The organism is Mycobacterium sp. AT1 (assembly GCF_002043095.1).
Classification (GTDB): domain Bacteria; phylum Actinomycetota; class Actinomycetes; order Mycobacteriales; family Mycobacteriaceae; genus Mycobacterium.
On sequence record NZ_MVOC01000022.1, the window covers coordinates 1 to 24,406 of the forward strand.

Below are 24,406 nucleotides of genomic sequence, written 5' to 3' on the forward strand. Positions count from 1 at the left end.
TTGGGGGCCTTAGGCATTTCTATGGCAATTCGCCAAGCTCTCAGTCGAATAGCGTCGCAACTGGAAACAGACGATTCCGTTCCATTTCCAGCAGTTGCTTCTTCTTATCCAATCCGCCGCCATATCCGGTGAGGCTTCCATTTGCGCCTATCACGCGATGGCACGGCACGATGATGCCAATCGGATTATGGCCGTTGGCCAATCCGACCGCCCGCGATGCGCCAGGTGATCCGATTAGTGCTGCTATTTGGCCATAGGACCGGGTTTCGCCGTACGGAATGCCGAGCAGTGCGGCCCACACCTTGCGTTGAAACTCCGTACCGACCAGATCAAGATCCAAATCGAAGTCGAGAAGTTCGCCTGCGAAGTACGCCTCCAGTTGCGCTACGGCGTCGCCGAAGTGTGCCTCGTGGGCTTCCCAGCCGTCGCGGCTTGGCTCGTACGTCTGGTCCACCATTCGCAGGTGCTGCAGCCGACCGCCGCTGCCGGCCAGCGTCAGCGTCCCCACGGGGCTGTCCATGGTGCGGAAGTGCACTGTCTCCATCACTTGTCCTTCTCGGTCGTCTTGGGCGGCCAGTAGTTGACGTCATGCTCGAGGGCGGTCCAAAGATGTTGAGTCGCATAGGCCCTCCACGGTCGCCAGCGGCCGCTACGTTCCGTGAGCACCTTCGGGTCGGAGGGCAGTCCCAGCGCCTTGGCCGCGGCGAGAACGCCAAGGTCGGTCACGGGGAAGGCGTCGGGATCGCCAAGGCCGCGCATCGCGATCACCTCAGCGGTCCAAGGACCAATGCCGGGCAACGCAAGCAGCTGCTGTCGGGCCCGGTTCCAGTCACACCCCGGATCGAGCACCACGCTCCCATCGGCGAGTGCGCGGACGAGCGTCGTGAAGGTCCGCTGCCGTGTCTTCGGGAAGGCGAGGTGCGTCGGGTCGACGGAGGCCAACTGCTCGACACTCGGGAAGACGTGGGTGAGCCCGCCCTTGGCGTCGTCGATCGGGGTCCCGTATGCCCGCGCCAGACGTCCCGCGTGTGTCCGCGTGGCCTTCACCGAAATCTGTTGGCCAATGACGACCCGCAACGCCAGCTCCGATTCGTCGACCGTGCGGGGGATGCGCTGTCCTGGCGCCTTGGCTATCAACGCGGTCAGTTGTTCGTCCCCACTGAGGGCGTCCACGACCGCTTCGGGGTCGGCGTCGAGGTCGAGCAGCCTGCGGCATCTGGCGATGGCGGTCGAGAGATCCCGAAAGTCGTCGAGCGCCAGTTCGCACTTCACGTGATCGGGGTGCGGGGTGAGGCTGACGACGCCGTTGCCCGCGACCAGACGCAGCGTGCGGCGATAGGCGCCGTCACGTACCTCTTCGACGCCGTGGGCACCGCTCGCCGCGAGGTGTCCGAACAGGCCCTCGTAGGCGAAGGGCGTGCGCACCGGCAGCCGCAGAGTGACCACTCCTGATCCGGTGGCCCGCCCGGGGCCGAACGTCGTCTGTGCCCGCTGGCGCAAGGCCGTTGGGGTCAGGGCCGTCACGGACAGCACGGTCTCGTTGAACTGGCGGATGGAGGAGAAGCCGGACGCGAACGCGACATCGCCGAACGGCAGATCCGTCGTCTCGATCAGAACCCGGGCGGTCTGGGTGCGCTGGGCTCGCGCCAGGGCGAGGGGAGCGGCGCCCACCTCCGCGTGCATCAACCGCTCCACCTGGCGGGTGGTGTAGCCGAGGCGGGCGGCCAGCCCCGTGACGCCGTCGCGGTCGACGGTGCCGTCGGCGATCAGTCGCATTGCCCGGGCCACTACGTCACCTCGGACGTTCCACTCCGGTGAACCCGGCGAGGCGTCCGGCCGGCAGCGCTTGCAGGCCCGGAACCCGTCCCGCTGAGCGGCCGCCGCGGTCGGGTGGAATCGCACGTTGCGGGCCAGCGGCGGACGCACGGGGCAACTGGGTCGGCAATAGATGCCCGTCGTGAGAACAGCCGTGACGAACCAACCGTCGAACCGGGCGTCCTTGGACTGAACCGCCCGATAGCAGCGGTCGAAGTCGTCGTACATGCCTAGACCATTACACGCAGGCACCGACAGCACTGGCGGAAAAGCGACATGTCAGTCGCGTCGGCCGGACGCTAACCGAGGATACGAGCCTTCTGGGCTTGGAACTCGGCGTCCGAGAGCACGCCGCCGTCGCGCAGAGTGGCCAGCCGCTCCAACTGCGCGATCGTGTCGTCGACACCGGCCGCCGGGGGCGCACTCGCCGGTGGCGGCTGTGTCGGGGCCACCTGGGGATTCACCTGATCGGCCGCGGCCCAGCGATTCTGTTGGCGGCGTTGGACTTTGCCGTGCACGGCGCTGGCCACCGCCGCTCTTCTCACGGTTCGTAGGAGACTCATGGGTCAGATCCCTTCCAACGCTGCGTTGATGTCGTCGACGTCGACGGGTCCCTCGGATACGATCCGCGCGCCCGCCTCCTCCCAGTCCGCGATGACCCCGATGAGAGCCAGTTCCTCGTAGACGAGAACTGCGGCCGACCCCTGTGGCGCGAGTTGGCCACCCACTGCGGCGAGGTCGTCGGAGTCGAGGAGTCCCGAGAACGCGCCATCGAACTCGGTCAGATCGGCACCGAGTTCGGTGGCCGCCAGGACCCGGGTCGTGCCGGTGGCGTCCTTGGTGACGAATTCCAGGTCGAGCACGCGAATCAGACCGTCGTCGACGAGTCGCAGGAGTCGATCCAATCCCGGACGCAGGGTGGCTGCGTCGGTGAATTCGACGACGACGTAGTCAGTGGGGCCAAGATGGTCGTCGAGCATGCGCCATTCCTGTCAACTCGATGGGCCAGGGTCCTCGATGGTCGGTCACGTCTAGACATACGCGAAGACGACACAGCATATGACGATCAGCGCAGCGATGACGATGGCTGCTCGCTGGGTATTTCGATGCCGCACGACGCTTCCTCTCAGACGAAGTTGAAACGCTCGGTGTGTACGTGGGCGCCCGGTATCCCGACGGCGTCGAGTGCCGTCTCCATCGCGTCCTGCATGGCGCCGGGTCCGCAGATGAAGTACTGCAACGAATGGCGCTCGGCGGGCAGGTGTCTGCGCAGAATGTCAGCGGTGATGTAGCCCCGTTCGCCGGCCCAATCCGCGGGCGGTTTCGATACCACGTAGACCACCGTGAGCGCCAACTGCGTTGCCAGAGTGTCGATCTCCTCGCGGAACGTTGCATCCTCGACTAGGGGAACCCCGAAGAACAGATAACACGGTCTGGTTTCACCTCGGTCGGCGAAGGTGCGCAAGATGCTCATCAGCGGCCCGATGCCCACCCCACCGCCGAGGAGGACGAAGCCGGGCCCGTCGTGCCAGTCCGGGGAGAACACCCCATGCGGACCGTCGAGGTAGGCGCGGGTGCCTGGCGCGATGGAACCGACAGTGCGGGTGAAGTCCCCGAGCCCCTTGATGCTCATTTGCACGGTGGCCGGGTCGTCGCCGTTGGAGGAGAACGAGAACGGATGCTGCGTCAGCGCGAACGGTGAGCGGTGTACCGACAGCCAGCCGAATTGTCCTGGTGCGAATGTGAATCCGCGGTGTCCGTCGGGGCGAAACGTGATCGTGGTGACTCCACCCCGCTCAGGCACCACTGATTCGACCGTCCACGGTCGTCGCGTTCGCATTACCGGCCTGATCACGCGGACCCACATGAACATCGTGAGGAACCCGCCGGTCATCACCACCCACAGCACTCGCTTCCACGGCTGGTTCACGTAGTGACCGATCAGTTCGACGTGGACCAGGGCGGCGGTGATCGCGACGGTGGACAGCACCAGGTGCATCGCTTGCCAGACCTCGTAGCGGATGCGAAGCGAGGAGCGCCACACCGACGTCACGATGACGGCGATCAGACAGAGGATCGACAGGGTCCCGAATCTGCCGGCCCAGGGCGCGGTGAATGGATTGACGCGCTCGAGGTAACTCGTGTCGACCAGGACGATCAGGAGAACGGGGTGGGCGAGGATGAGGGTGGTTCCGACATAGCCCATGTAGCGGTGAAAGTGCACCAAGGCGTCCTCGCCGAACGGAGCTGCGAACGTCTTCACGCGGGCTACCAGGATGAACTGCAACCCCATCATCGACAACCCGACGAAGCCCAGTGCCACGGCGAACTCGCGCCAGAATCCACGATCGTCGTCCACCACGCCGATTGCGGCGAAGATCAGGGGAACGATGACCACGGCGATGTACGCGCCGAGCCATGCGATTGCCCGCACAGCCACCCGTTCGTGCGGGGTCGCGGGAGGCGAGAGGTCATCGACCACGGCACGCTCTCAACGTATTCTTCACGGTCTCAAAGCCTATCGACGTGGGGCTGGACGCGCCGGGAAAGCGGCTGGATGCGACGGCATGACGTCCCCCCCGGGGGAAAGATCGGTCATGCCACCGTCGGAAGCGTCGACGTCTTCGAACACTGAGCATCAGGACCCAGGCCCGAGCCCCGCCTCGCGATGATCACCCCGAGCGTCCACGTCGTTGGTGACCTGACGAGAAAAACGGGTAATGATCACCCCATGGCCCTGATTCCCATGCCCACCGCCGTGATCGACGACGCCGACGTGGCGTGCGCACTGAGTCGAGCGGTCCGGGTCATCAACCCCGTAGTCGACCTGTTGTCCCGCGCCGACCCGTTCGGGTTGAAGGGCCGCAGCCATCGCATCGGGGACTCCGACGGTTCGGTCGACAGGGCGCTCGACGCGCTCGCGTGGGTGCTCAACACCGCCGACGTTCCTGGCACGCAGGCGTGGGCGGACATGACCCTCGACGACCGGGTCAACTGGTGGGTGCACCGAGTGGGTGCGGTGGACAACGTCCTCGTCGCGTTCCCCGGAGTCTTCGGCGCGGTAGCCGACCGGCTGCCCGTCCAGGACGCGCTCGGATTCGCCAATCAGGCGATCGTGTTGTGCGCCGTCGCAAGGGAATACGGCATCCACGACCACGGACAGCAGGTGCGGCTGCTCGCAGCGGTCATGTGCGGGCGCGAGGTCGACGCCGACGAGTACACCGCCGACGCCGACGCCGCTCCGGAGCCGGAGCCGGAGTCGTCCCCGATGGACGGCACCCCGTTGGCCTTTCTGAAGCCGCTGTGGCGCGTGGCGGGACAGCTGCGCGCGATCGTCGACGAACTGGGCAAGCGCTCACGGCCGCGACGGATCTTCCGCTACCTGGGGATGCTGCCCGCGGTGGGTGCGGTCGCCGACTACTTCGGCGAATACGGCGCGCTGGTGCGGGCGGCGAAGGCAGGCCGCAAGTGGATCGAACGCCAGCCGGAGTCGGTCAGCGCGTGATCGGGCAGGAGACGTCGACGTAGATGGGGGTGGTCGTCGTCGGATCCGTAGTCGGGTCGCCCGGGTTGTGAATCGACGTCACCCTGCACGTCTCGAGGAGTGACGTGTCCCCAGCGGGTGCGCCGTTGACCATTACGCCGTAACCCTGTTCCTGGAGTTCGTCGATGACCGCGGCCGCCGATTCGCTGTCGATGTCCGGATCAGCCGCGCTGGGGCCGGCCAAGGCGATCGTCGCGACCCCGCCCACGACGGCCATCGTCGACGCGAGGACTCGCGTGGGGAAGGGCATGGCGTGGTCCTCTCGGCAATCGGATCGAGCGTCCCACCAGTGGGAATGGCACGAGCGTAACTGCCGAGAGTCGCCGTCCCCGGCTTCTACACCGGTACGGCGAGCCGCGTCGGTTCGTCGTGACCGCGCAGCGTCACCGTCTCGCCCAACGTCCACCGCGCGGCTTCGGCGTCACCCGCCCGGGCCACGGTGTCCGACGAGGCGACGAGGTGCCCGTCGATCGTCTTGGACAGCTCGCACAGCCGGGCGGCCTCGTTCACCGGTTCGCCGATGACGGTGTACTCGAACCGATCCTTGGCGCCGACGTTGCCCGCCACCACCTGTCCCGCCGCCACCCCGATGCCCGCCTGACACTCGGGCACCTCGACGCGGAGGCGCTCCGCCATCGCGCGGGCGGCGGCGAGCGCCTCCTCCTCGGGGTTCTCCAACGACACCGGCGCCCCGAACACCGCAAGCACGGCGTCGCCCTCGAACTTGTTGACCAGGCCGTGATGTCGGTCCACCTCGTCGACCACCACGGCGAAGAACCGGTTGAGCAGCTCGACCACCTCGACGGCGGGCCGACTGGTCACCAGCTGCGTCGACCCGATGACGTCGACGAAGATGACCGCGGCCAGCCGTTCTTCGCCACCGAGTTCCGGCTGCTCCTTCTCGGCGAGTGCGGCGACCTCACGGCCGACGTGCTGGCCGAACAGGGCACGCACCCGCTCCCGCTCGCGAAGTCCGGTGACCATCGAGTTGAAGCCCCGCTGTAGCTGGCCGAGCTCGGTGCCGTCGAACACGACCAGGTTGGTATCCAGGTCGCCCTGCTCGACGCGGTTCAGCGCGGCACGCACGCCCCGCACCGGCGTCGCCGTCAGCCACGACAGGATCCACATCAGCACGAAGCCGAAGACCAGTGCGAACAGCGCGAGAACCACGATCGCCCAGGCGAATTGGGTGGGCGTCTGGTTCTTCAGCGTCAGGGAGAAGACGGCCGCGAGCAGGATGCCCAGCACCGGGACGCCCGAGCCGAGGGCCCAGAACACCATGATGCGTCCCAATACCCCCGGGGCGAACCGGCGTGGGGGAGGGCCCACCTCGAGCGCCTGCGCCGCGACCGGGCGCAGCGCGAATTCGGTGAACATGTAGCAGCTGGCCGATACGACGATGCCGGGAAAGCTGATGCCCAACAACCACTTCGGGATGAACTGGGTGTCGTGCACGCCGTACGTGGTGGTGATCATGACGGTCCCGATGCCCCAGAGGATCAGCAGCACGCGCGTCAGCCGCCACGGCGCGAAGAAGGTGTTGCGCTGGTCGGCCTTGGTGGGTGGGCGCTCTTCGATGGCCCAGCGGACGTTCTTCATCACGCGGTAGGTGGCCCAGACCGTGCCGACGATCAGGGCGCCGAAGAGGTAGACGGGGACCGCGATGAACGTGATCCATCGGACGTCCGGGGCGAAGACGTTCGGCGTCGGGAAGGCGACGGTGACGACGAGGGTTGTGACGCCGATGCCGATCAGGTTCGCGATGATCACGAACGTCGTCAGGATGACCTGGATGCGGATCCGGCGGCGAAGTTGGCTCTCCGAGACACGCCCGAGGACCCACGAGCCGTATTCGGGTGTCGTGGACCCCCGTCCGCTCTGGCTGGTCAGCCTCTCCAGTACCCGGCCCAGTCGTTGCGCCGCGTTCTTCGTCTCCGTCATCGTGGCGTCAGCCTAGTGACCCGGACCCGGCCATCTATGGTGGTTCGGTGCGCCTCGTCATTGCCCAGTGCACCGTCGACTACGTCGGCCGTCTCACCGCCCATCTTCCGTCCGCGCGGCGGCTGCTGCTGTTCAAGTCGGACGGCTCGGTCAGCGTGCACGCCGACGACCGCGCCTACAAGCCGCTGAACTGGATGAGTCCGCCGTGCTGGCTCGTCGAGGAGAACGGCGGCGACAGTCCCGTCTGGGTGGTGGAGAACAAGGCGGGCGAGCAGCTTCGCATCACCGTCGAGGACGTCGAACACGACTCCAGCCACGAGCTGGGCGTCGACCCGGGCTTGGTGAAGGACGGTGTCGAGGCGCATCTGCAGAAGCTGCTTGCCGAACACGTCGAGTTGCTGGGCGTCGGGTACACGTTGGTCCGGCGGGAATACATGACGGCCATCGGCCCGGTCGACCTGATGTGCCGCGACGAGCTGGGACGCTCGGTGGCCGTCGAGATCAAGCGCCGCGGCGACATCGACGGCGTCGAGCAGCTCACTCGCTATCTCACCCTGCTCAACCGTGACACGGTGATCGCGCCCGTCAGCGGTGTCTTTGCCGCCCAGCAGATCAAGCCGCAGGCGCGAACGCTGGCCGTCGACCGCGGGATACGTTGTGTGACTTTGGATTACGACCAGATGCGCGGTCTGGACAGCAACGAGTTCAGGTTGTTCTGACGCCGTAGGATGGGCGAATGGCCAAGCGGCGCACCCCACCTCGTCGACAGCGCCCGTCGACCCCGTTTGCGCTGTCGCGCCGCGTCGAGCTCGGGGCGGACGGACGGGACTACGACGTAAGGGCGGTCGCCGCGTCGAGGGCCGTCAAGACCTATCGGTGCCCCGGCTGCGACCACGAGATCAAGCCCAGCGTCGCGCACGTAGTGGTCTGGCCCGCCGACAGCGGAGACGACGCCCTGGACGACCGGCGGCACTGGCATACGTCGTGCTGGGCCAACCGCTCGAACCGCGGACCGACCCGGACGTGGTCGTAGCGGTCAGTGCTCTTCGGTGGCCGGCTCGACCAGCTCGACCAGCACGCCACCGGAATCCTTCGGGTGGATGAAGTTGATCCGCGAGTTTGCCGTACCTCGACGCGGTGCGTCGTAGATCAGCCGGAGGCCGTCAGCGCGCAGCCGCTCGGACAGTGCGTCGAGGTCGCTGACCCGGTAGGCGAACTGCTGAAGGCCCGGCCCGCGCTTGTCGATGAACTTCGCGATGGTCGACGTCTCGTCGAGCGGTGCCATCAACTGGATCTGGGTGCTGCCGCTAGGAGCCCCGCGCACGGTCAGCATCGCCTCGCGGATCCCCTGGTCGTCGTTGACCTCTTCGTGCAGCACGATCATGCCAAGATGGTCGTGGTACCACTTGATCGCCACGTCGAGGTCGGGGACGGCGATGCCGACGTGGTCGACGGCCGTGACCAGTGCGCTGGCGAGGGCCGGACGTGTACCGACATGCTCCGTTGTCATTTAGTCACGGTAACCTTTACCGGAATGATTGCGTAAGTGTGATAGGCCACACAGTCCTGAATACGAAGCTCGTGGAGGTTGGACATGACGACGTCGGTGATCGTTGCTGGAGCACGCACTCCGGTCGGAAAGCTGATGGGTTCGCTGAAGGACTTCTCGGGTAGCGACCTCGGCGGGATCGCCATCGCTGGAGCCCTTGAGAAGGCTGGCGTGGACGCCTCGTTGGTCGAGTACGTGATCATGGGTCAGGTGCTCACCGCCGGCGCAGGGCAGATGCCCGCCCGGCAGGCCTCGGTCGCCGGAGGCATCGGCTGGGACGTGCCCTCGTTGACGATCAACAAGATGTGCCTGTCCGGCATCGACGCCATTGCGTTGGCCGACCAGTTGATCCGCGCCGGTGAATTCGACGTCGTGGTCGCCGGTGGCCAGGAGTCGATGACCAAGGCGCCCCATCTGCTGATGGACAGCCGGTCTGGCTACAAGTACGGCGACGTGAAGGTGCTCGACAGCATGGCCTACGACGGCCTGCACGACGTCTTCACCGATCAGCCCATGGGTGCCCTGACCGAGCAGCGCAACGACGTCGACGCGTTCACCAGGGCCGAGCAGGACGAGTTGGCGGCGCGGTCGCACCGGCTTGCCGCCGCGGCGTGGAAGGACGGCGTCTACACCGACGAGGTCGTGCCGGTGAAGATCCCGCAGCGCAAGGGTGACCCGATCGAGTTCACCGAAGACGAGGGCATCCGGGCCAACACGACGGCCGAGTCGTTGGCCGGGTTGAAGCCCGCCTTCCGCAAGGACGGCACCATCACCGCTGGTTCGGCGTCGCAGATCTCCGACGGGGCTTGCGCGGTCGTGGTGATGAACAAGGCCAAGGCGCAGGAGTTGGGCTTGACCTGGCTGTGCGAGATCGGGGCGCACGGCGTGGTCGCCGGGCCCGATTCGACGCTGCAGAGCCAGCCGGCGAACGCCATCAAGAAGGCGATCGCGAAGGAGGGCATCACCGTCGAGCAGCTGGACGTGATCGAGATCAACGAGGCGTTCGCGGCGGTCGCGCTCGCCTCGGCCAAGGAGCTCGGCATCGACGGTGAACGCGTCAACACCAGTGGCGGCGCCATCGCGATCGGTCACCCGATCGGCATGTCCGGGGCGCGGATCACCCTGCACGCGGCCCTGGAATTGGCTCGCCGCGGATCGGGTTACGCGGTCGCCGCCCTCTGCGGTGCCGGTGGTCAGGGTGACGCGCTCGTCCTGCGTCGCCCCTGACCAGTAGCGGGTCCGAACGTCCGCGCACAACGACACGGCGTAGTAGCCAGCGGTGCGGTCAGGCACAATGGCGGCCATGAGTAGCACCTTCGACCGCCACCGGACTGCGGGCTGGTTCCGAATAGTCGCCTTCACCGAGGCCGTCACCTGGGTGGGACTGCTGGTGGGCATGTACTTCAAGTACGTGGGAACGCCGCGGACCGAGATCGGCGTGAAGATCTTCGGCATGGCGCACGGGCTGGTCTTCATCGCCTTCGTGCTGGCCGCGCTGCTGGTCGGACGAGCGTTCAAGTGGTCGGTTGCGACGTGGTTGCTGGCGTTGCTGGGGAGCATCGTGCCGCTTGGGAGTGTGATCTTCCTCATGTGGGCCGAACGCACGGGCCGGACGGTCCCGCGCGGAGGGCAGGAGCGAAGCGACCGGGGACATGGAGCCGGCGCCGCCGTGGCCGCTCCGGCCGTCCCCGAAACGACGTGACAAACTTGTTCGTGTGACACGTCCACGACCTTCCGTCGGCCCCGCGTTGGCGGGTGCGTTCGATCTATCGGCACTCAAGCAGCCGCCACCGTCACGGGACGCCCCGGCGGGCCCCCCGCCCGACGGTCTCGACATCACCGAGGCGAACCTCGAAACCGAGGTGCTCGCCCGGTCCAACCAGATACCCGTCGTCGTCCTGCTGTGGACGCCCCGCAGTGACGCCAGCGTCCAGCTGGGCGACCTGCTGGCAGCCCTGGCGAAGAGGGACGGCGGCACGTGGGCGCTGGCGACGGTCAACGTCGACACCACGCCCCGGGTGGCCCAGGTCTTCGGCGTGCAGGCCGTGCCGACCGTCGTCGCGGTCGCGGGCGGTCAGCCGATCTCCAGCTTCGAGGGTGTGCAGCCTCCTGAGCAGCTTCGGCGGTGGATCGACTCACTCCTGAGCGCCACGGCGGGCAAGCTCGAGGGTGGCGAGGCAGGGGACGCCGAAGAGGTCGACCCAGAGCTCGAGCGGGCGCGATCGCTGTGGGACGCCGCCGAATTCGACGAGGCTCTCGCCGCGTACCAAGCCATTCTCGACGCCAAGCCGAACCACGCCGAGGCCAAGGATGCGCTGCGGCAGATCGCGTTCCTCAAGCGGGCAACGGCTCAGCCGGAGAATGCCGTCGCGACCGCTGACGCCGCTCCCACCGACGTCGAGGCGGCCTTCGCCGCGGCCGACGTCGAGGTGACTCAGGACCTGGTCGTCGAGGCGTTCGAGCGGCTCATCGCACTGGTGCGGCGCACCGCGGGCGACGAGCGCACGGCGGTCCGCACCCGGTTGGTCGAGCTGTTCGAGCTGTTCCCGCAGGACGACCCGAGGGTCATCGCGGGCCGGCGGAACCTGGCCAACGCGCTCTACTGACGATTTCGGCGCGCTCATCCGCGGTAGTCGCGGACGAGCGCGCCGAAATCGGGTGGGGGTGGGGGATTAGACCGGTTCGAACCACAGTGCGGACAGCGGCGGCAGCACCATCTCCGCTGAGGCCGGGCGACCGTGCCACGGATCCGCCGTCGCCTCGACGGCGCCGAAGTTTCCTGCGCCAGCACCGTTGTAGATCGTCGCGTCGGTGTTGAGCACCTCGCGCCACGTCCCCGTGTGCGGCAACCCGAGGCGATACGAGCCGTGCTCCGCACCAGAGAAGTTGAACACGCAGGCCAGCATCGAACCGTCGTCACCGAAGCGCATGAAGCTCAGCACGTTGTTGGCCGAGTCGTTGGCGTCGATCCACGAATAGCCCTCCGGGCTGGAGTCGCGGGAGAACAGGGCACGACGGGTCTTGTAGATCTCGTTCGCATCGGCCGTGAACCGCTTGATGCCACCGGAGAAGCCCTGCTCGTCCAGCTGGAACCAGTCGACGCCGCGCTCCTCGGACCACTCCGCGCGCTGACCGAATTCCTGGCCCATGAACAGCAACTGCTTGCCGGGATGGGCCCACTGGTAGGCCAGCAGGCTGCGAACCCCGGCGGCCTTCATGTGGTCGTTGCCAGGCATCCGGCCCCACAGCGTGCCCTTGCCGTGCACGACCTCGTCGTGGCTGATGGGAAGGACGAAGTTCTCACTGAAGGCGTACAGCAGGGAGAACGTCAGCTCGTGATGGTGGAAGCTGCGGTGAATCGGGTCACGCTGCATGAAGGCCAGCGTGTCGTTCATCCAGCCCATGTTCCACTTCATCGAAAAGCCAAGTCCACCAAGGTTGGTCGGACGGGTGACACCCGGCCACGAGGTGGACTCCTCGGCGATGGTGACGATGCCGGGGGTGGCCTTGTGGACGGTCGCGTTCATCTCCTGCAGGAACTGCACGGCCTCGAGGTTCTCCCGGCCGCCGTAGATGTTCGGCGTCCAGCCACCCTCGGGCCGTGAGTAGTCGAGGTACAGCATCGACGCCACGGCGTCCACCCGAAGCCCGTCGATGTGGTACTCCTGCAGCCAGTACAGCGCATTGGCCACCAGGAAGTTACGCACCTCGGCGCGACCGAAGTCGAATACGTATGTGCCCCAGTCGAGTTGCTCACCACGCCGTGGGTCGGAGTGCTCGTAGAGAGCCGTTCCGTCGAACCGTCCCAGAGCCCATGCGTCCTTCGGGAAGTGCGCGGGCACCCAGTCGACGATCACGCCGATGCCGGCCTGATGCAGTCGGTCGACCAGGAACCGGAACTCGTCGGGAGTGCCCAATCGCGACGTCGGCGCGTAGTACGACGTGACCTGGTAACCCCAGGATCCGCCGAACGGATGCTCCGCGACGGGAAGCAACTCCACGTGGGTGAAGCCCTGCTCGACGACGTACTCGGTCAGCTGGTCGGCGAGTTCCCGGTAGCTCAGGCCCGGCCGCCAGGACATCAGGTGCACCTCGAGGGTGCTCATCGGTTCGAAGACCGGGTTCTTGATGGCCCGCTCGGCCATCCAGTCGTCGTCTTCCCACGTGTATTCGCTCTTGGTCACCCGTGAGGCGCGCAGGGGCGGCACCTCGGTGGCAAACGCCATCGGGTCGGCGCGCTCGGTGGTGACGCCGTCGGCGCCGTGCACGCGGAACTTGTACAGGCCGTCGGCCGGGAAGTCGGGCCAGAAGAGTTCCCACACCCCGGAGGAGCCCAGCGTCCGCATGGGCGCGTCGTTCCCGCTCCAGTGGTTGAAGTCGCCGATCAGGCTGACGCCCTTGGCATTTGGCGCCCACACGGCGAAGGAGACGCCGCTGACGGGTCCGTCGGCGGTGCTGTAGGTGCGCGGGTGGGCGCCCAGCGCCTCCCACAGCCGCTCGTGGCGACCCTCGGAGAACAGGTGCATGTCCATCTCGCCAAGGGTGGGCAAGAAGCGGTAGGGGTCGGCCACCGTGTGGACGTGCGGGTCGTCGTCGCCGTTGGGATAGCTGACCTCGAGGCGGTAGTCGATCAACCCGGTGAACGGCAGGACGACGGCGAAGAGCGCGTCCTCGACGTGGGAGAAGGTGTAGCGCTCCTTGCCGATGAGGGCGACGACCTCGAGCGCGTTCGGCCGCAACACCCGGATGACGGTGTGGTCGTCGTACTCGTGCGCGCCTAGGATCGAATGCGGGTCGTGGTGGGTGCCCCACAGCAGACGGGAAAGCTCCGACGGGTCGGGCCGCAGGTTCTTGGTGGTGATGTCGTTGGTACTTGTCATGTGAATCAATCCCTCCGCAGCAGCTCGAGCCGCTTGTCGGTTGGTATGTGCGGCATGTTCAGGATGTGGGCGACGGAACGCCCAGGCTCGAGACGTACGTAATTGGCCTGGCCCCACTGATATTCGTCGCCGGTGATCTCGTCGCGCACCCAGAAGCGGTCGTAGTCGGCCATTCCCAGCGCCGCCATGTCCAGCCTGATGGTGCCCTCTTCTGGACCAAATGCGTTGAGCGTCACCACCACCAGCACGCAGTCGCCGCTGATGGGATCGAACTTGCTGTACGCAAGCAACGCATCGTTGTCGATCTCGTGGAACGTGATGGTGCGCAGTTCGGTGAGAGCGGGGTGCACCTTGCGAATCTCGTTGAGCCGCGTCAGGAACGGCTCGAGCGAATTGCCCGATGCGAGTGCACCGTCGAAGTCACGCGGCCGCAGCTCGTACTTCTCGGAGTCCAGATATTCCTCACTGCCCTCGCGGACGGCCTGGCCTTCGAAGAGCTCGTACCCGGAGTACACACCCCAGGTAGGGCTCATCGTCGCGGCCATCGCCGCGCGGATCGCAAACATGCCGGGGCCGCCGTACTGCAGGATCTCGTGCAGGATGTCCGGGGTGTTCACCCACAGGCTCTGACGTGCGTAGTCGGCGTGTTCGGCGATCTGCTCGCCGAATTCGGTCAGCTCCCACTTGGCCGTTCGCCACGTGAAGTACGTGTACGACTGCGTGTAGCCGAGCTTGGCCAACCCGAACAACCGCGCCGGACGGGTGAACGCCTCGGCGAGGAACAGCACGTCCGGGTCGTCGTTCTTGACCTCGCCGATGAGCCAGGCCCAGAAGTTCGGCGGCTTGGTGTGCGGGTTGTCGACCCGAAACACCTTGACGCCGTGCGACACCCAGAATCGGACGACGCGAAGGACCTCGGCGTAGATGCCCGCCGGGTCGTTGTCGAAGTTGATCGGATAGATGTCCTGGTACTTCTTCGGCGGATTCTCGGCGTAGGCGATCGTCCCGTCGGGGAGGACGGTGAACCACTCGGGGTGGTCCTTGGCCCACGGATGGTCCGGCGCGCACTGCAGGGCCAAGTCGAGTGCCACCTCGAGACCCTGATTGCGCGCCTCGGCCACGAAGTCGTCGAAGTCCTCGATGGTGCCGAGCTCGGGGTGCACCGCGTCGTGCCCACCCTCGTCGCTGCCGATCGCCCATGGCGAGCCGACGTCGTTCGGCGCGGCGGTGACACTGTTGTTGCGCCCCTTGCGGTGCACCTTTCCGATCGGATGGATCGGCGGCAGGTAGACGATGTCGAAGCCCATCCGCGCGACGCGGGGCAGCGTCTTGCTCGCGGTCGCGAACGTGCCGTGCACGGGCTTGCCGTCGCCGTCCCAGCCGCCCGTCGAACGCGGGAAGATCTCGTACCACGCGCTGAACCGGGCCAGCGGACGATCCACCCAGATGCCGTACTGCTCACCGCGGGTGATCAGCTCGCGCAACGGATAGTCGTGCAGCAACGCCTCCACCTCGGGTGCGAGGGCTGCCCCCGCCCGCGTGTACGGGTCGCCGGGGGCGCGGAGATTCTTCGCGGCCTCGAGCAACGGATAGCGGTCCTGCCGTGGCACTCCGGTGGACGCCCGTTCGAACAACTGCGCTCCGATGAGCAGATCGTTGTTCAATTCGGATTCGCCCTGGCCTGCGTTGAGCTTCGCCGTGACGTTCTTGCGCCACGTCGCGATGGGATCGCCCCACCCGTCAACGCGGTAGGTCCACAGGCCGACGGCGTCGGGGGAGAACTGCCCGTGAAAGGTGTCGGGCTCGTCGCCCGGCTCCATCGGCAGCCGCTGGGGTTTGATGCGCTGCGAGCCGCCGACGACTTCCTCGATGGGCACCGCTTCGACGTGCGAGTTCGCCAAGCCCTGGGGGGCCGCGGCGAGCTGCGGGTAGGTCTTTCCGTGGTACCGCACCACCAACGTCGCCGACACGGCGTCGTGGCCCTCTCGCCACACCACCGCTTTGATCGGCATTACCTCACCGACCACGGCCTTGGCCGGATAACGGCCGTTGGAAACTACCGGTGCGACGTCGTCGATCTCGATTCGACCGGCCACCACTGCTCCTTACGCTCGCGGTCCGACCGCGGGCTGTCATCTGCTTGATTACCTTGTCGCGCTCTATACCCACCGTAGTGTCCGACTGAACCCCATGTGCCGGATGGACCGATCGAGATGACCTTGAACGGGGTGCTGCGGTGGGTAGGGTGAATCCGCGTGAAGGCACTCCGTAGATTCACCGTTCGCGCCCATCTTCCGGAACGTCTTGCGGCGCTTGAGCGACTCTCGGTCAACCTACGCTGGTCATGGGACAGGCCGACGCAAGAGCTGTTCGCCACAATCGATTCCGGGCTGTGGGAGCAATTTGGACAAGACCCGGTGGCGGTACTCGGGGGAGTGAACCCGAAACGCCTCGACGAGCTTGCTGGCGACGAGGCATTCCTCGCGCGGCTCGACCATCTGGCGGCCGAATTGGACACCTATCTGACCCGACCGATGTGGTACCAGGAGCGAACGTCGGCTGGAGTCTCGCTCCCGACGGGCATCGCCTACTTCTCCATGGAGTTCGGCGTCGCAGAGGTGCTGCCGAACTACTCGGGCGGCCTTGGCATCCTGGCGGGCGACCACCTGAAGTCCGCATCCGACCTGGGTTTGCCGCTCATCGCGGTGGGCCTGTACTACCGGTCGGGCTACTTTCGTCAGTCGTTGACCGCCGACGGTTGGCAACGCGAGGACTATCCGTCACTCGATCCTCAGGGGCTGCCACTGCGCCTGCTCACCGACGCGTCGGGTGAGCCGGTGCTGGTGAGTCTGGCGATGCCCGACGGCGGACAGTTGAACGCGCGGGTATGGATCGCGCAAGTTGGTCGGATTCCCTTGCTGCTCTTGGATTCCGACATTCCGGAGACCGAGCACGAGCTGCGCTCGGTGACCGATCGGCTCTACGGCGGCGACCAGGAACACCGCATCAAGCAGGAGTTGCTCGCCGGCATCGGCGGGGTTCGGGCGATTCGGGCGTTCACCGCTGTGGAGGGGCTGCCGGAGCCGCAGGTGTTTCACATGAACGAGGGGCACGCCGGGTTCCTCGGCGTCGAACGGATTCGTGAGCTGGTCACCGACGGTGAGCTCGACTTCGACACCGCGTTGGCCGTGGTGCGCTCGAGCACCGTGTTCACCACCCACACTCCCGTCCCCGCGGGCATCGACCGCTTTCCGGTGGAGATGGTCGAGCGCTACTTCGGCGCGTCGGAGGCTGGTTCCGAGCTCGTGCCCGGCGTGCCGCTGGACCGCATCGTGGCGTTCGGCGAGGAGGACGACCCGGTGAAGTTCAACATGGCCCACATGGGGCTGCGGTTGGCGCAACGCGCCAACGGGGTGTCGCTGCTGCACGGCAAGGTCAGCCGCGGCATGTTCAACGACCTGTGGCCCGGCTTCGACCAAGACGAGGTTCCGATCGGATCCATCACCAACGGAGTGCACGCCCCGACGTGGGCGGCACCGCAATGGGTCGAGCTGGCCCGCGAACTGATCGGCAGTGAGGACCTCAGCTCTCTCAGCGAGGCGGACACCTGGGAGCGGCTGCAGCAGGTCGACACGGGCCACCTGTGGTGGATTCGGTCTCAGCTGCGCGGGTTGCTGGTCGACGACGTCCGCCGTCGCCTGCGGCGTTCCTGGTTGGAGCGGGGCGCGTCGGAGGCCGAACTCGGCTGGATCGCCGACGCCTTCGACCCCAACGTGCTGACCGTCGGCTTCGCTCGACGGGTGCCGACGTACAAGCGGCTGACGCTGATGCTGCGCGACCCCGAGCGGCTCGAGAAGCTGCTGCTCGACGAGGAACGGCCGGTGCAGCTGATCGTGGCAGGCAAGTCGCACCCCGCCGACGACGGCGGCAAGGCGCTGATCCAAGAGATCGTCCGGTTCGCCGACCGGCCCGAGGTGCGGCACCGGATCGCGTTCCTGCCCGACTACGACATGTCGATGGCGCGGTTCCTCTACTGGGGCTGCGACGTGTGGCTGAACAATCCGCTGCGGCCGTTGGAGGCGTGCGGTACGTCGGGGATGAAGAGCGCGCTGAATGGCGGGCTCAACCTGTCGATTCGCGACGGGTGGTGGGACGAGTGGTACGACGGCGAGAACGGTTGGGAGATCGCGACTGCCGACGGCCTGGCCGACGAATCCCGCCGCGACGACCTGGAGGCCTCGTCGCTCTACGACCTGTTGGAGAAGTCGGTCACCACGAAGTTCTACGAACGCGACGAGCACGGCGTGCCGCGGCGATGGATGGAGATGGTGCGTCACACGCTGCAGGTGCTCGGTCCGAAGGTGCTGGCCTCGCGGATGGTGCGCGACTACACCGAGAAGTACTACGCGCCGGCGGCGGCGTCGCTGCACCGCACGATCGAGGAGGTCGACGGCGTGCCGTTCGGGGCGGCACGGGACCTCGCCGCGTTCTGCGAACGGGCGCGCGGCAGCTGGCCGAACGTCCGCATCACCGACGTCGACGGTTACGGGCTACCAGACACCCCGTTGCTCGGGTCCGAGCTCACGTTGACCGCCACGGTGCACCTCGACGACCTGCGGCCCGATGAAGTGGTGGTGGAGGCGGTCGTCGGCCGGGTTGACACGGCCGACGTGCTGGTCGACCCCCTCGTCGTGCCGATGACGCATACGGGCTCGGCCGACGGCAACGACGTCTTCTCGAGCACGACTCCGCTGCCCGTGGCCGGCCGGGTCGGGTACACCGTTCGGGTGTTGCCGCACCACCGGCTGCTTGCGGCGGACGACGAGCTCGGTCTCGTCACGCTCGCATGAGCCGCATCTTCGAAGTCGCCGTCGACGGCGGGCCATATGCGCTGGCGGCCGGTTCCGACGGCGCGATGTGGGTGACGCTGGTGCACCGCGGCGCCATCGCGCGGGTCGGCCCGGACGGTTCCCTCGAGGTCTACCCGGTGGCCGAGGGCAGCAAGCCGTCGATCATCACCGCCGGGCCCGACGGTGCGCTGTGGTTCACCCGCACCGGCGACGACCGGATCGGGCGAATCTCCACCAACGGTCATCTCGCGTCCTACGAATTGCGAAGCGGCAGTGAGCCGTACGGCATCACATCCGGACCCGACGGAGCGCTGTGGTTCACGGCGACCGGCACCGGCGTCGTCGGCCGGATCGACGTCGACGGCGAGATCAGCGAGGAGGCCGTCCCAGGCGGCATGCCGTCGACGATCACCACCGGACCGGACAACGCGCTCTGGTTCACGCTGAACCGGGCCAACGCCATCGGCCGCCTCGACCGCGGCGATGTCACGGTGCGCAAGCTGCCGACGCCCAACGCCGGTCCGGTGGGTATCACGCGGACCCATGACGACGCGGTGTGGTTTACCGCGGTGCTCGCCGACAAGGTGGGCCGCATTCCGATGAACGAGGCGATGCAGGAGCTGGACCTCCCCGGCAAGCCACACGCGGTGGTGGCCGACCCCTCCGGCGGGGTGTGGGTCAGCCTGTGGGGTGCCGATCAGATCGCGCACTTGAGCGCCGACGGTGAGGTCGACACCATCGATCTGCCCGCGGGCAGCGAGCCCCACGGCTTGGCCATCGGTCCCGACGGAGCGCTGTGGGTGGCGCTGGAGGCGGGTTTCGTGATGCGCCTCCCCACCGCCTAGCGCGACTTGGGCGCGCTCATCCGCGCTCACCGCGGACGAACGCGCCGAAATCGCAAGGGGGGTGTCAGTTGAAGCGCTTGAAGCAGCGGTCCTGGTCACCGAGGACGCCGACGCGGAAGGCGTCGATCCGCGAGAAGCCCGACGGCACCGAGTCGCCGTTGACGTCGCTGGCGGCCACCCCGTTGACGAGGATGCCGGAGACCGCCTCGTCGACGTCACCGGCGGTGAGCTGGATCGTGTCGCCGTTGGCGGTGGTGATGCTGTCGGTCATCTTCACCGTCGCGACACCGGTGAGGCACGCGGTGCGAAGGGCTGCCTTGGCGTCGTCGAGTGCGACGCCACCGTGTTCCTTCTGCACCGCCTGCATGAAGCGGGACACGACCACCGAGTAGGCGGTGTTGTCACCGGAGACCACGCCGCTGTCGTCGACGCCTTGTGCGCCAAGCTCTTCGAGCTCGGACAGGTCGACGGTGATGGTGTTGGTCGTGGGGCAATAGGACGCCGGCCCACCGGAACGTGCGTCGGGGCAATCGGTTTCGCTGAAGCTGAGCCGCGGCGGGTCCGCCGGTTCGAAGGCGACGTTCATCGCGTCGACTATCGACGTCACCGACTGCCGGGTCACCGGCAGCTCGCCGGTCTCGTCATCGGGGAGCAGCACCGGAAGGTCGCCGCGCCGCTGGTTGATCTCGTCGAGGTCGATCGCCTCGCAGACGGCGGCGCCGTCGGTGAAGCCAAACTGGAACGCCGACACCCGCTCGAATGCGGAGCCGTGTTCATCCTCGCCGAACTCACCGTCGCTCTCGGTCAGCAGCGGGTCGCGGAACGCGATCATCGCCGCCAGCAGATTGTTGAGCCCGTCGCCGGTGCTCAGAGTGAACCTCGACGACCTGCCCTCGGCGACCGAGCGCATGTACACCCCGGCCAGGCAGTCGGCCTGCTGTTCGCCGACCAGCGTCGGCGTCTCCTCTGTCAGCAGACCGGCCTGGAAGGCGACGGAGTGTCCGTACTCGTGGGCGAGCACCATGGTCACCGCCATGTCGCCGTTCGCGTCGCGCAATTGCGGCAGCAGTTCACCGCGGTCCCAGCCGATGGTGTTCTCGTCGAGGCAGTAGCCGGCGTTGACGAGGCCCATCACGTCGGCCCCGCAGAAGTAGGCGTCGTCGTCATAGTCGGTGGAGTCCCAGGAGACGAGTTCGTCCACGGGGGTGAACGCACCGTCGAACGTCTGCCCGTAGTGCCCTGCCCAGAACTCCTCGATGTCGCTGACGGCGCTGCCCGCGAGCTCGTCGACGTCCCCGCCGTCGGTGTTCTCGACCTCCCGCGAGGGCGCCTCCGCGTCGTCGCGCAGGCCCGTCGGGCCGTTCACCGCGGGCATGCCCGCCACGCTGAACGGGTTGGCGAACACCGACACCGGAGTGCCCTGCAGTGTCGTCGCGCACGACGTGAGGAGGACGGTGCCGACGGCGAACGCCGTCATGCTGCCCACGAAGTGTCGTCGCATCGTCGACGCCGCCTTTCTGGCCGTTCCGGCGCCAGGACGGCGCGCTGGTGAACGTGCAGGCCAGAGTAGAGAGCGCGGGGGACCCCGATCCCAACTTCGGTGCCGGGGTCAGGCGTCGCGGAGGCGTTCCAGCGCCCGTCGTACCTGGCTGGTGTCGGTCGTCGCCCAGAACGGTGGCAGTGAGGAGCGAAGGAAGCCGGCGTAACGCGCGGTGGCCATCCTCGAGTCGAGAACCGCGACCACACCCCGGTCGTCGACGCTGCGCAGCAGCCGTCCCGCGCCCTGTGCCAACAGCAGCGCCGCGTGGGTCGCGGCCACCGCCATGAACCCGTTGCCGCCGTGCGCCGCGATCGCCCGCTGCCGGGCGGTGACGAGGGGATCGTCGGGGCGGGGGAACGGAATTCGGTCGATCAGCACCAACGACAGCGACGGCCCTGGCACGTCGACGCCCTGCCACAGCGACAGCGTGCCGAACAGCGTCGTCTCGGGGTCCTTGGCGAATCGGCGGACCAACGCCATGGTGGTGTCCTCGCCTTGACACAGCACCGGGGTGTCGAGGCGTTCGCGCATCGCCTCGGCGGCCGCCTTCGCGGCGCGCATGGACGAGAACAAGCCAAGCGTCCGACCGCCCGCCGCGGTGATGAGGCCCTCGATCTCGTCGAGCTGTTCACCCGAGCCGGCGCCGTCACGCCCGGGCGGTGGCAGGTGGGCGGCGACGTAGAGGATGCCCGACTTGGCATGGGCGAAGGGCGATCCTACGTCGACCCCCTTCCACTTCGGGGCCTCGGCGCCGGACAGGCCCCAGGACCGCGCCATCGCGTCGAACGCCCCGCCGATCGTCAACGTCGCCGACGTCAGGATCACCGTCGACTTCTCGAACAGCCTGTTGCGCAACAGCATTGCCACCGACAGTGGGGCGACCCGCAAGATCGAGCGGCGGTTTCCGCGCACCTCGTCCTGGTCGAGCCACACCACGTCGGTGCGATCGGGTATCGCGGGACCGTAGGACGAAAGGATGCGCGTCGCGGTGTCGCTGACGTCGTTGAGCGCCGTCACCGCCTCGTTTCTGGCCGCCGCCGCCTTCGGGTCGGCCGGGGCGGTGTCGATGGCCGAACGCACCCGGTCCGCCGAATCCCGCAAAGCAGTCAGGTAGGTGGCCATCTCGTCGTCCAAGACGTCCTTGCGGCCGGGTTCGGTGTCGTAGAGCGCGGAGGTGAACGTCGCGATCGAGGCCTCGAAGCGTTCTGCGATCTCGGGGTCGACGAGCCGCGACGAGCGTCGATCGGCCATGCCGAGCATGGTCGCCGACAACTCTCCGGTGGCCACGCTGGTCACGCGGTCGACGAGCTCGTGGGCTTCGTCCACCACCAACAGTTGGTGCTCGGGCAGCACGTTGATGTCGGAGATCGCGTCGATGGCGAGCAGGGCGTGATTGGTGACGACGATGTCCGCGGTGGCGGCGGTGCCCCTGGCCTTCTCGGCGAAGCAGTCGGCGCCGTACGTACAGCGGGCGGCCCCGATGCACTCCCGGGCTGACACGCTGACCTGGCTCCAGGACCGGTCTGCGACGCCGGGCACCACTTCGTCGCGATCCCCGGACTCGGTGTCCGACGCCCATTCGATGAGACGCTTGACGTCACGACCCAACGCGGTCGTCGCGACGGCGTCGAACAGCTCGTCCTGCGGCAGGTCGTCGGAGTCGGCGGCGCCGTTGTGAATCTTGTTCAGGCACAGGTAGTTTCCGCGTCCCTTGAGAAGGGCAAACTCGGGGCGACGGGACACCTCGCCGGCCAGCGCGTCGGCCAGCCTCGGCAAGTCGCGGTCGAACAGCTGGCGTTGCAATGCGATGGTGGCCGTCGAGATCACCACCGGCTCGGCCCGCGCCATCGCGTGCTTGATCGACGGCACCAGATAGGCCAGCGACTTCCCGGTGCCGGTGCCTGCCTGTACCGCGAGGTGCTCGCCGGACTCGAAGGCATGGTCGACCGCCTCGGCCATCTCGATCTGGCCGCTGCGTTCGGTACCGCCGAGTGCGGTGACCGCCTTGTCCAACAGCTCCTTGACGCCGCCCGTCATCGCTCCTCAGGCCCGGCGCGTGGCGTCGACCATGCGGGTGGGTATCGCGGGTTCGCCGCTGGAGAGCCCCAACCCGTCCCAGGGCAGGCTGACCAGTCCCGCCGCGACGCGGGCCCGCGCGGCCTGAAGATCGGTGTCGGCGACGACCCGGCCGGCGCGCACCAACGGGTGGGCGAGCGCCGTGGCCACCAATCCGTCGGCCTCGACCGCGGGGCTGTCGGCCATCTGCACGACCTCTTCGACGACGGTGCCGGTGGGCTTCGCCAGCCGGTAGGCCTGCTTGCGGCCGCCGTGGGACTCCTTGTGGCTGCTGCGCTTCGCGACGGGGACACCGTCGACTTCGACGAGCTTGTAGACCATGCCCGCAGTCGGCGAGCCCGACCCGGTGACCAGCGACGTGCCGACCCCGTACGAGTCGACGGGTTCGGCGCGCAGGGAGGCGATCGCGAACTCGTCGAGGTCGCTGGTGACGACGATGCGAGTGTTCGGTGCGCCCAACTGGTCCAGTTGGGCGCGGACCTGCCTGGCCAGCACGCCGAGATCGCCGGAGTCGATGCGGACGGCACCCAGCTCGGGGCCCGCGACGGCAATCGCGTTGGCCACGCCCTTGGTGATGTCGTAGGTGTCGACGAGCAGCGTGGTGTCGACACCGAGGGCTTCGACCTGGGCGCGGAACGCCGCTTGCTCGTCGGGTCCGTCGGGGGAGGTGTGCAGCAGTGTGAAGGCGTGTGCGCTGGTCCCGAGGGCGGGGACGCCGTACTGCCGCTGCGCCTCGAGGTTCGACGTCCCGGTGAAGCCCGCGACGTAGGCGGCGCGGGCCGCGGCGACGGCAGACATCTCGTGGGTGCGCCGGGAGCCCATCTCGATGAGCGGGCGACCCTCGGCGGCGCTGACCATCCTGGCCGCCGCCGACGCGATCGCACAGTCGTGGTTGAAGATCGACAGGGCCAGGGTCTCCAGCACGACGCACTCGGCGAACGTGCCGTGTAGCGACAACACGGGGGAGCCGGGGAAGTACAGCTCGCCCTCGGCGTAGCCGTCGACGTCACCGCTGAAGCGGTAGTCGGCCAGGTACGCCAGGGTCGTCTCGTCGAGGAAGTCTTCGACCAAGGCCAGGGCGGCGTCGTCGAACCTGAAGCGCGGCAGTGCTTCCAGGAAGCGCCCCGTTCCGGCGACGACGCCGTAACGCCTGCCGTCGGGAAGTCGGCGGGCGAAGACCTCGAACGTGGTCTGCCGGTGAGCAGTGCCGTCCCGCAGTGCCGCGGCGAGCATCGTCAGCTCGTACTTGTCGGTGAGCAAGGCCGTCACCGCGCACTCCTTGGGAGCGCCTTCGTGGGAAGTCACGGTGCCAACCGTAGGCCAACCGTAGCCGTTCGGACCGTCACCGATACGGGTGTCTATTCTT

At 67.3% G+C, this 24,406-nt stretch carries 21 protein-coding genes; 8 read left to right on the forward strand and 13 right to left on the reverse strand.

Features of this window, described 5'->3' with window-relative positions; translation table 11 throughout:
* Window positions 1-40: 40 nt before the first annotated feature.
* The 5 genes from B1790_RS10785 to B1790_RS10805 all read right to left on the reverse strand — a co-directional run bounded on the left by B1790_RS10785 (window position 41) and on the right by B1790_RS10805 (window position 4,249).
* Entirely contained in the window at window positions 41-544 is a 504-nt protein-coding gene (locus B1790_RS10785) for a methylated-DNA--[protein]-cysteine S-methyltransferase (protein WP_079923215.1), read from the reverse strand.
* A complete protein-coding gene (locus tag B1790_RS10790) occupies window positions 544-2,043 on the reverse strand; it encodes a DNA-3-methyladenine glycosylase 2 family protein (RefSeq protein ID WP_079923216.1) in 1,500 nt (499 codons plus the stop codon). The genes B1790_RS10785 and B1790_RS10790 overlap by 1 nt, the downstream gene beginning before the upstream one ends.
* A 71-nt stretch (window positions 2,044-2,114) precedes the next feature.
* The gene (locus B1790_RS10795; protein ID WP_079923217.1) at window positions 2,115-2,378 is read right to left on the reverse strand and encodes an SHOCT domain-containing protein; all 264 of its coding nucleotides are present in this window, start codon (window positions 2,376-2,378) and stop codon (window positions 2,115-2,117) included.
* A gap of 3 nt (window positions 2,379-2,381) precedes the next feature.
* The gene (locus B1790_RS10800; RefSeq protein WP_079923218.1) at window positions 2,382-2,795 is read right to left on the reverse strand and encodes a DUF6325 family protein; all 414 of its coding nucleotides are present in this window, start codon (window positions 2,793-2,795) and stop codon (window positions 2,382-2,384) included.
* A gap of 146 nt (window positions 2,796-2,941) precedes the next feature.
* Window positions 2,942-4,249 carry a ferric reductase-like transmembrane domain-containing protein gene (locus B1790_RS10805; RefSeq protein ID WP_142271239.1) on the reverse strand — a complete coding sequence of 436 codons (1,308 nt, stop codon included), beginning with the start codon at window positions 4,247-4,249 and terminating at the stop codon, window positions 2,942-2,944.
* Between the two features lie 297 nt (window positions 4,250-4,546).
* Here B1790_RS10805 and B1790_RS10810 point away from each other — a divergent pair, with 297 nt between their 5' ends.
* Complete coding sequence (locus B1790_RS10810) at window positions 4,547-5,320, forward strand: hypothetical protein (protein WP_079923220.1); 774 nt, start codon at window positions 4,547-4,549, stop codon at window positions 5,318-5,320.
* Here B1790_RS10810 and B1790_RS10815 read toward each other — a convergent pair.
* Together B1790_RS10815 and B1790_RS10820 are read right to left on the reverse strand one after the other, a co-directional pair.
* Window positions 5,310-5,609, reverse strand: coding sequence for a hypothetical protein (locus tag B1790_RS10815; protein ID WP_142271240.1), 300 nt, complete (start codon window positions 5,607-5,609; stop codon window positions 5,310-5,312). The genes B1790_RS10810 and B1790_RS10815 overlap by 11 nt on opposite strands.
* 86 nt (window positions 5,610-5,695) lie before the next feature.
* Window positions 5,696-7,300 (reverse strand): adenylate/guanylate cyclase domain-containing protein, encoded by a 1,605-nt coding sequence (locus B1790_RS10820; RefSeq protein ID WP_079923222.1) that lies wholly within the window; start codon window positions 7,298-7,300, stop codon window positions 5,696-5,698.
* Window positions 7,301-7,347: 47 nt separating this feature from the next.
* On the opposite strand from B1790_RS10820, the gene nucS reads away from it, so the two are divergent.
* The gene (nucS, locus tag B1790_RS10825) at window positions 7,348-8,019 is read left to right on the forward strand and encodes an endonuclease NucS (protein WP_079923223.1); all 672 of its coding nucleotides are present in this window, start codon (window positions 7,348-7,350) and stop codon (window positions 8,017-8,019) included.
* Between the two features lie 17 nt (window positions 8,020-8,036).
* Window positions 8,037-8,333, forward strand: coding sequence for a hypothetical protein (locus B1790_RS10830; RefSeq protein WP_079923224.1), 297 nt, complete (start codon window positions 8,037-8,039; stop codon window positions 8,331-8,333).
* A gap of 3 nt (window positions 8,334-8,336) precedes the next feature.
* On the opposite strand, the gene mce is transcribed toward B1790_RS10830, so the two are convergent.
* Entirely contained in the window at window positions 8,337-8,810 is a 474-nt protein-coding gene (gene mce / locus B1790_RS10835) for a methylmalonyl-CoA epimerase (protein ID WP_079923225.1), read from the reverse strand.
* Between the two features lie 84 nt (window positions 8,811-8,894).
* Between mce and B1790_RS10840 the strand changes: the two genes are divergently transcribed.
* From B1790_RS10840 to B1790_RS10850, 3 genes are all read left to right on the forward strand, one after another.
* Window positions 8,895-10,076 carry an acetyl-CoA C-acetyltransferase gene (locus tag B1790_RS10840; protein WP_079923226.1) on the forward strand — a complete coding sequence of 394 codons (1,182 nt, stop codon included), beginning with the start codon at window positions 8,895-8,897 and terminating at the stop codon, window positions 10,074-10,076.
* Window positions 10,077-10,143: 67 nt separating this feature from the next.
* On the forward strand, window positions 10,144-10,551 hold the full coding sequence (locus B1790_RS10845; RefSeq protein WP_142271241.1) for a DUF3817 domain-containing protein: 408 nt from the start codon (window positions 10,144-10,146) through the stop codon (window positions 10,549-10,551).
* Window positions 10,552-10,564: 13 nt separating this feature from the next.
* Window positions 10,565-11,455, forward strand: a complete 891-nt coding sequence (locus B1790_RS10850) for a tetratricopeptide repeat protein (protein WP_079923227.1) — start codon at window positions 10,565-10,567, stop codon at window positions 11,453-11,455.
* Window positions 11,456-11,521: 66 nt separating this feature from the next.
* On the opposite strand, the gene glgB is transcribed toward B1790_RS10850, so the two are convergent.
* The gene (glgB, locus tag B1790_RS10855; protein WP_079923228.1) at window positions 11,522-13,729 is read right to left on the reverse strand and encodes a 1,4-alpha-glucan branching protein GlgB; all 2,208 of its coding nucleotides are present in this window, start codon (window positions 13,727-13,729) and stop codon (window positions 11,522-11,524) included.
* Window positions 13,730-13,734: 5 nt separating this feature from the next.
* Window positions 13,735-15,825, reverse strand: coding sequence for an alpha-1,4-glucan--maltose-1-phosphate maltosyltransferase (locus B1790_RS10860; RefSeq protein ID WP_142271242.1), 2,091 nt, complete (start codon window positions 15,823-15,825; stop codon window positions 13,735-13,737).
* A gap of 159 nt (window positions 15,826-15,984) precedes the next feature.
* Between B1790_RS10860 and glgP the strand changes: the two genes are divergently transcribed.
* Both glgP and B1790_RS10870 read left to right on the forward strand, forming a co-directional pair.
* A complete protein-coding gene (gene glgP / locus B1790_RS10865; RefSeq protein WP_079923230.1) occupies window positions 15,985-18,579 on the forward strand; it encodes an alpha-glucan family phosphorylase in 2,595 nt (864 codons plus the stop codon).
* Window positions 18,576-19,424, forward strand: a complete 849-nt coding sequence (locus tag B1790_RS10870) for a virginiamycin B lyase (RefSeq protein ID WP_079923231.1) — start codon at window positions 18,576-18,578, stop codon at window positions 19,422-19,424. The genes glgP and B1790_RS10870 overlap by 4 nt, the downstream gene beginning before the upstream one ends.
* A 64-nt stretch (window positions 19,425-19,488) precedes the next feature.
* Here the strand turns inward: B1790_RS10870 and B1790_RS10875 are convergent, their stop codons facing one another.
* From B1790_RS10875 to B1790_RS10885, 3 genes are all read right to left on the reverse strand, one after another.
* Entirely contained in the window at window positions 19,489-20,925 is a 1,437-nt protein-coding gene (locus B1790_RS10875) for a neutral zinc metallopeptidase (protein WP_079923232.1), read from the reverse strand.
* 108 nt (window positions 20,926-21,033) lie between these two features.
* Entirely contained in the window at window positions 21,034-23,001 is a 1,968-nt protein-coding gene (locus B1790_RS10880) for an ATP-dependent DNA helicase (RefSeq protein ID WP_079923233.1), read from the reverse strand.
* A gap of 6 nt (window positions 23,002-23,007) precedes the next feature.
* Complete coding sequence (locus B1790_RS10885) at window positions 23,008-24,345, reverse strand: nicotinate phosphoribosyltransferase (RefSeq protein ID WP_255407264.1); 1,338 nt, start codon at window positions 24,343-24,345, stop codon at window positions 23,008-23,010.
* Window positions 24,346-24,406: the final 61 nt, after the last annotated feature.

Excerpts from the sequence above, each read along its gene's own strand:
- B1790_RS10785 (WP_079923215.1), bottom strand. The coding sequence starts at position 544 with ATGGAGACAGTGCACTTCCGCACCATGGACAGCCCCGTGGGGACGCTG.
- B1790_RS10790 (WP_079923216.1), bottom strand. The coding sequence starts at position 2,043 with ATGTACGACGACTTCGACCGCTGCTATCGGGCGGTTCAGTCCAAGGAC.
- B1790_RS10795 (WP_079923217.1), bottom strand. The coding sequence starts at position 2,378 with ATGAGTCTCCTACGAACCGTGAGAAGAGCGGCGGTGGCCAGCGCCGTG.
- B1790_RS10800 (WP_079923218.1), bottom strand. The coding sequence starts at position 2,795 with ATGCTCGACGACCATCTTGGCCCCACTGACTACGTCGTCGTCGAATTC.
- B1790_RS10810 (WP_079923220.1), top strand. The coding sequence starts at position 4,547 with ATGGCCCTGATTCCCATGCCCACCGCCGTGATCGACGACGCCGACGTG.
- B1790_RS10815 (WP_142271240.1), bottom strand. The coding sequence starts at position 5,609 with ATGCCCTTCCCCACGCGAGTCCTCGCGTCGACGATGGCCGTCGTGGGC.
- B1790_RS10820 (WP_079923222.1), bottom strand. The coding sequence starts at position 7,300 with ATGACGGAGACGAAGAACGCGGCGCAACGACTGGGCCGGGTACTGGAG.
- B1790_RS10830 (WP_079923224.1), top strand. The coding sequence starts at position 8,037 with ATGGCCAAGCGGCGCACCCCACCTCGTCGACAGCGCCCGTCGACCCCG.
- mce (WP_079923225.1), bottom strand. The coding sequence starts at position 8,810 with ATGACAACGGAGCATGTCGGTACACGTCCGGCCCTCGCCAGCGCACTG.
- B1790_RS10840 (WP_079923226.1), top strand. The coding sequence starts at position 8,895 with ATGACGACGTCGGTGATCGTTGCTGGAGCACGCACTCCGGTCGGAAAG.
- B1790_RS10845 (WP_142271241.1), top strand. The coding sequence starts at position 10,144 with ATGGCGGCCATGAGTAGCACCTTCGACCGCCACCGGACTGCGGGCTGG.
- glgB (WP_079923228.1), bottom strand. The coding sequence starts at position 13,729 with ATGACAAGTACCAACGACATCACCACCAAGAACCTGCGGCCCGACCCG.
- B1790_RS10870 (WP_079923231.1), top strand. The coding sequence starts at position 18,576 with ATGAGCCGCATCTTCGAAGTCGCCGTCGACGGCGGGCCATATGCGCTG.
- B1790_RS10875 (WP_079923232.1), bottom strand. The coding sequence starts at position 20,925 with ATGCGACGACACTTCGTGGGCAGCATGACGGCGTTCGCCGTCGGCACC.
- B1790_RS10880 (WP_079923233.1), bottom strand. The coding sequence starts at position 23,001 with ATGACGGGCGGCGTCAAGGAGCTGTTGGACAAGGCGGTCACCGCACTC.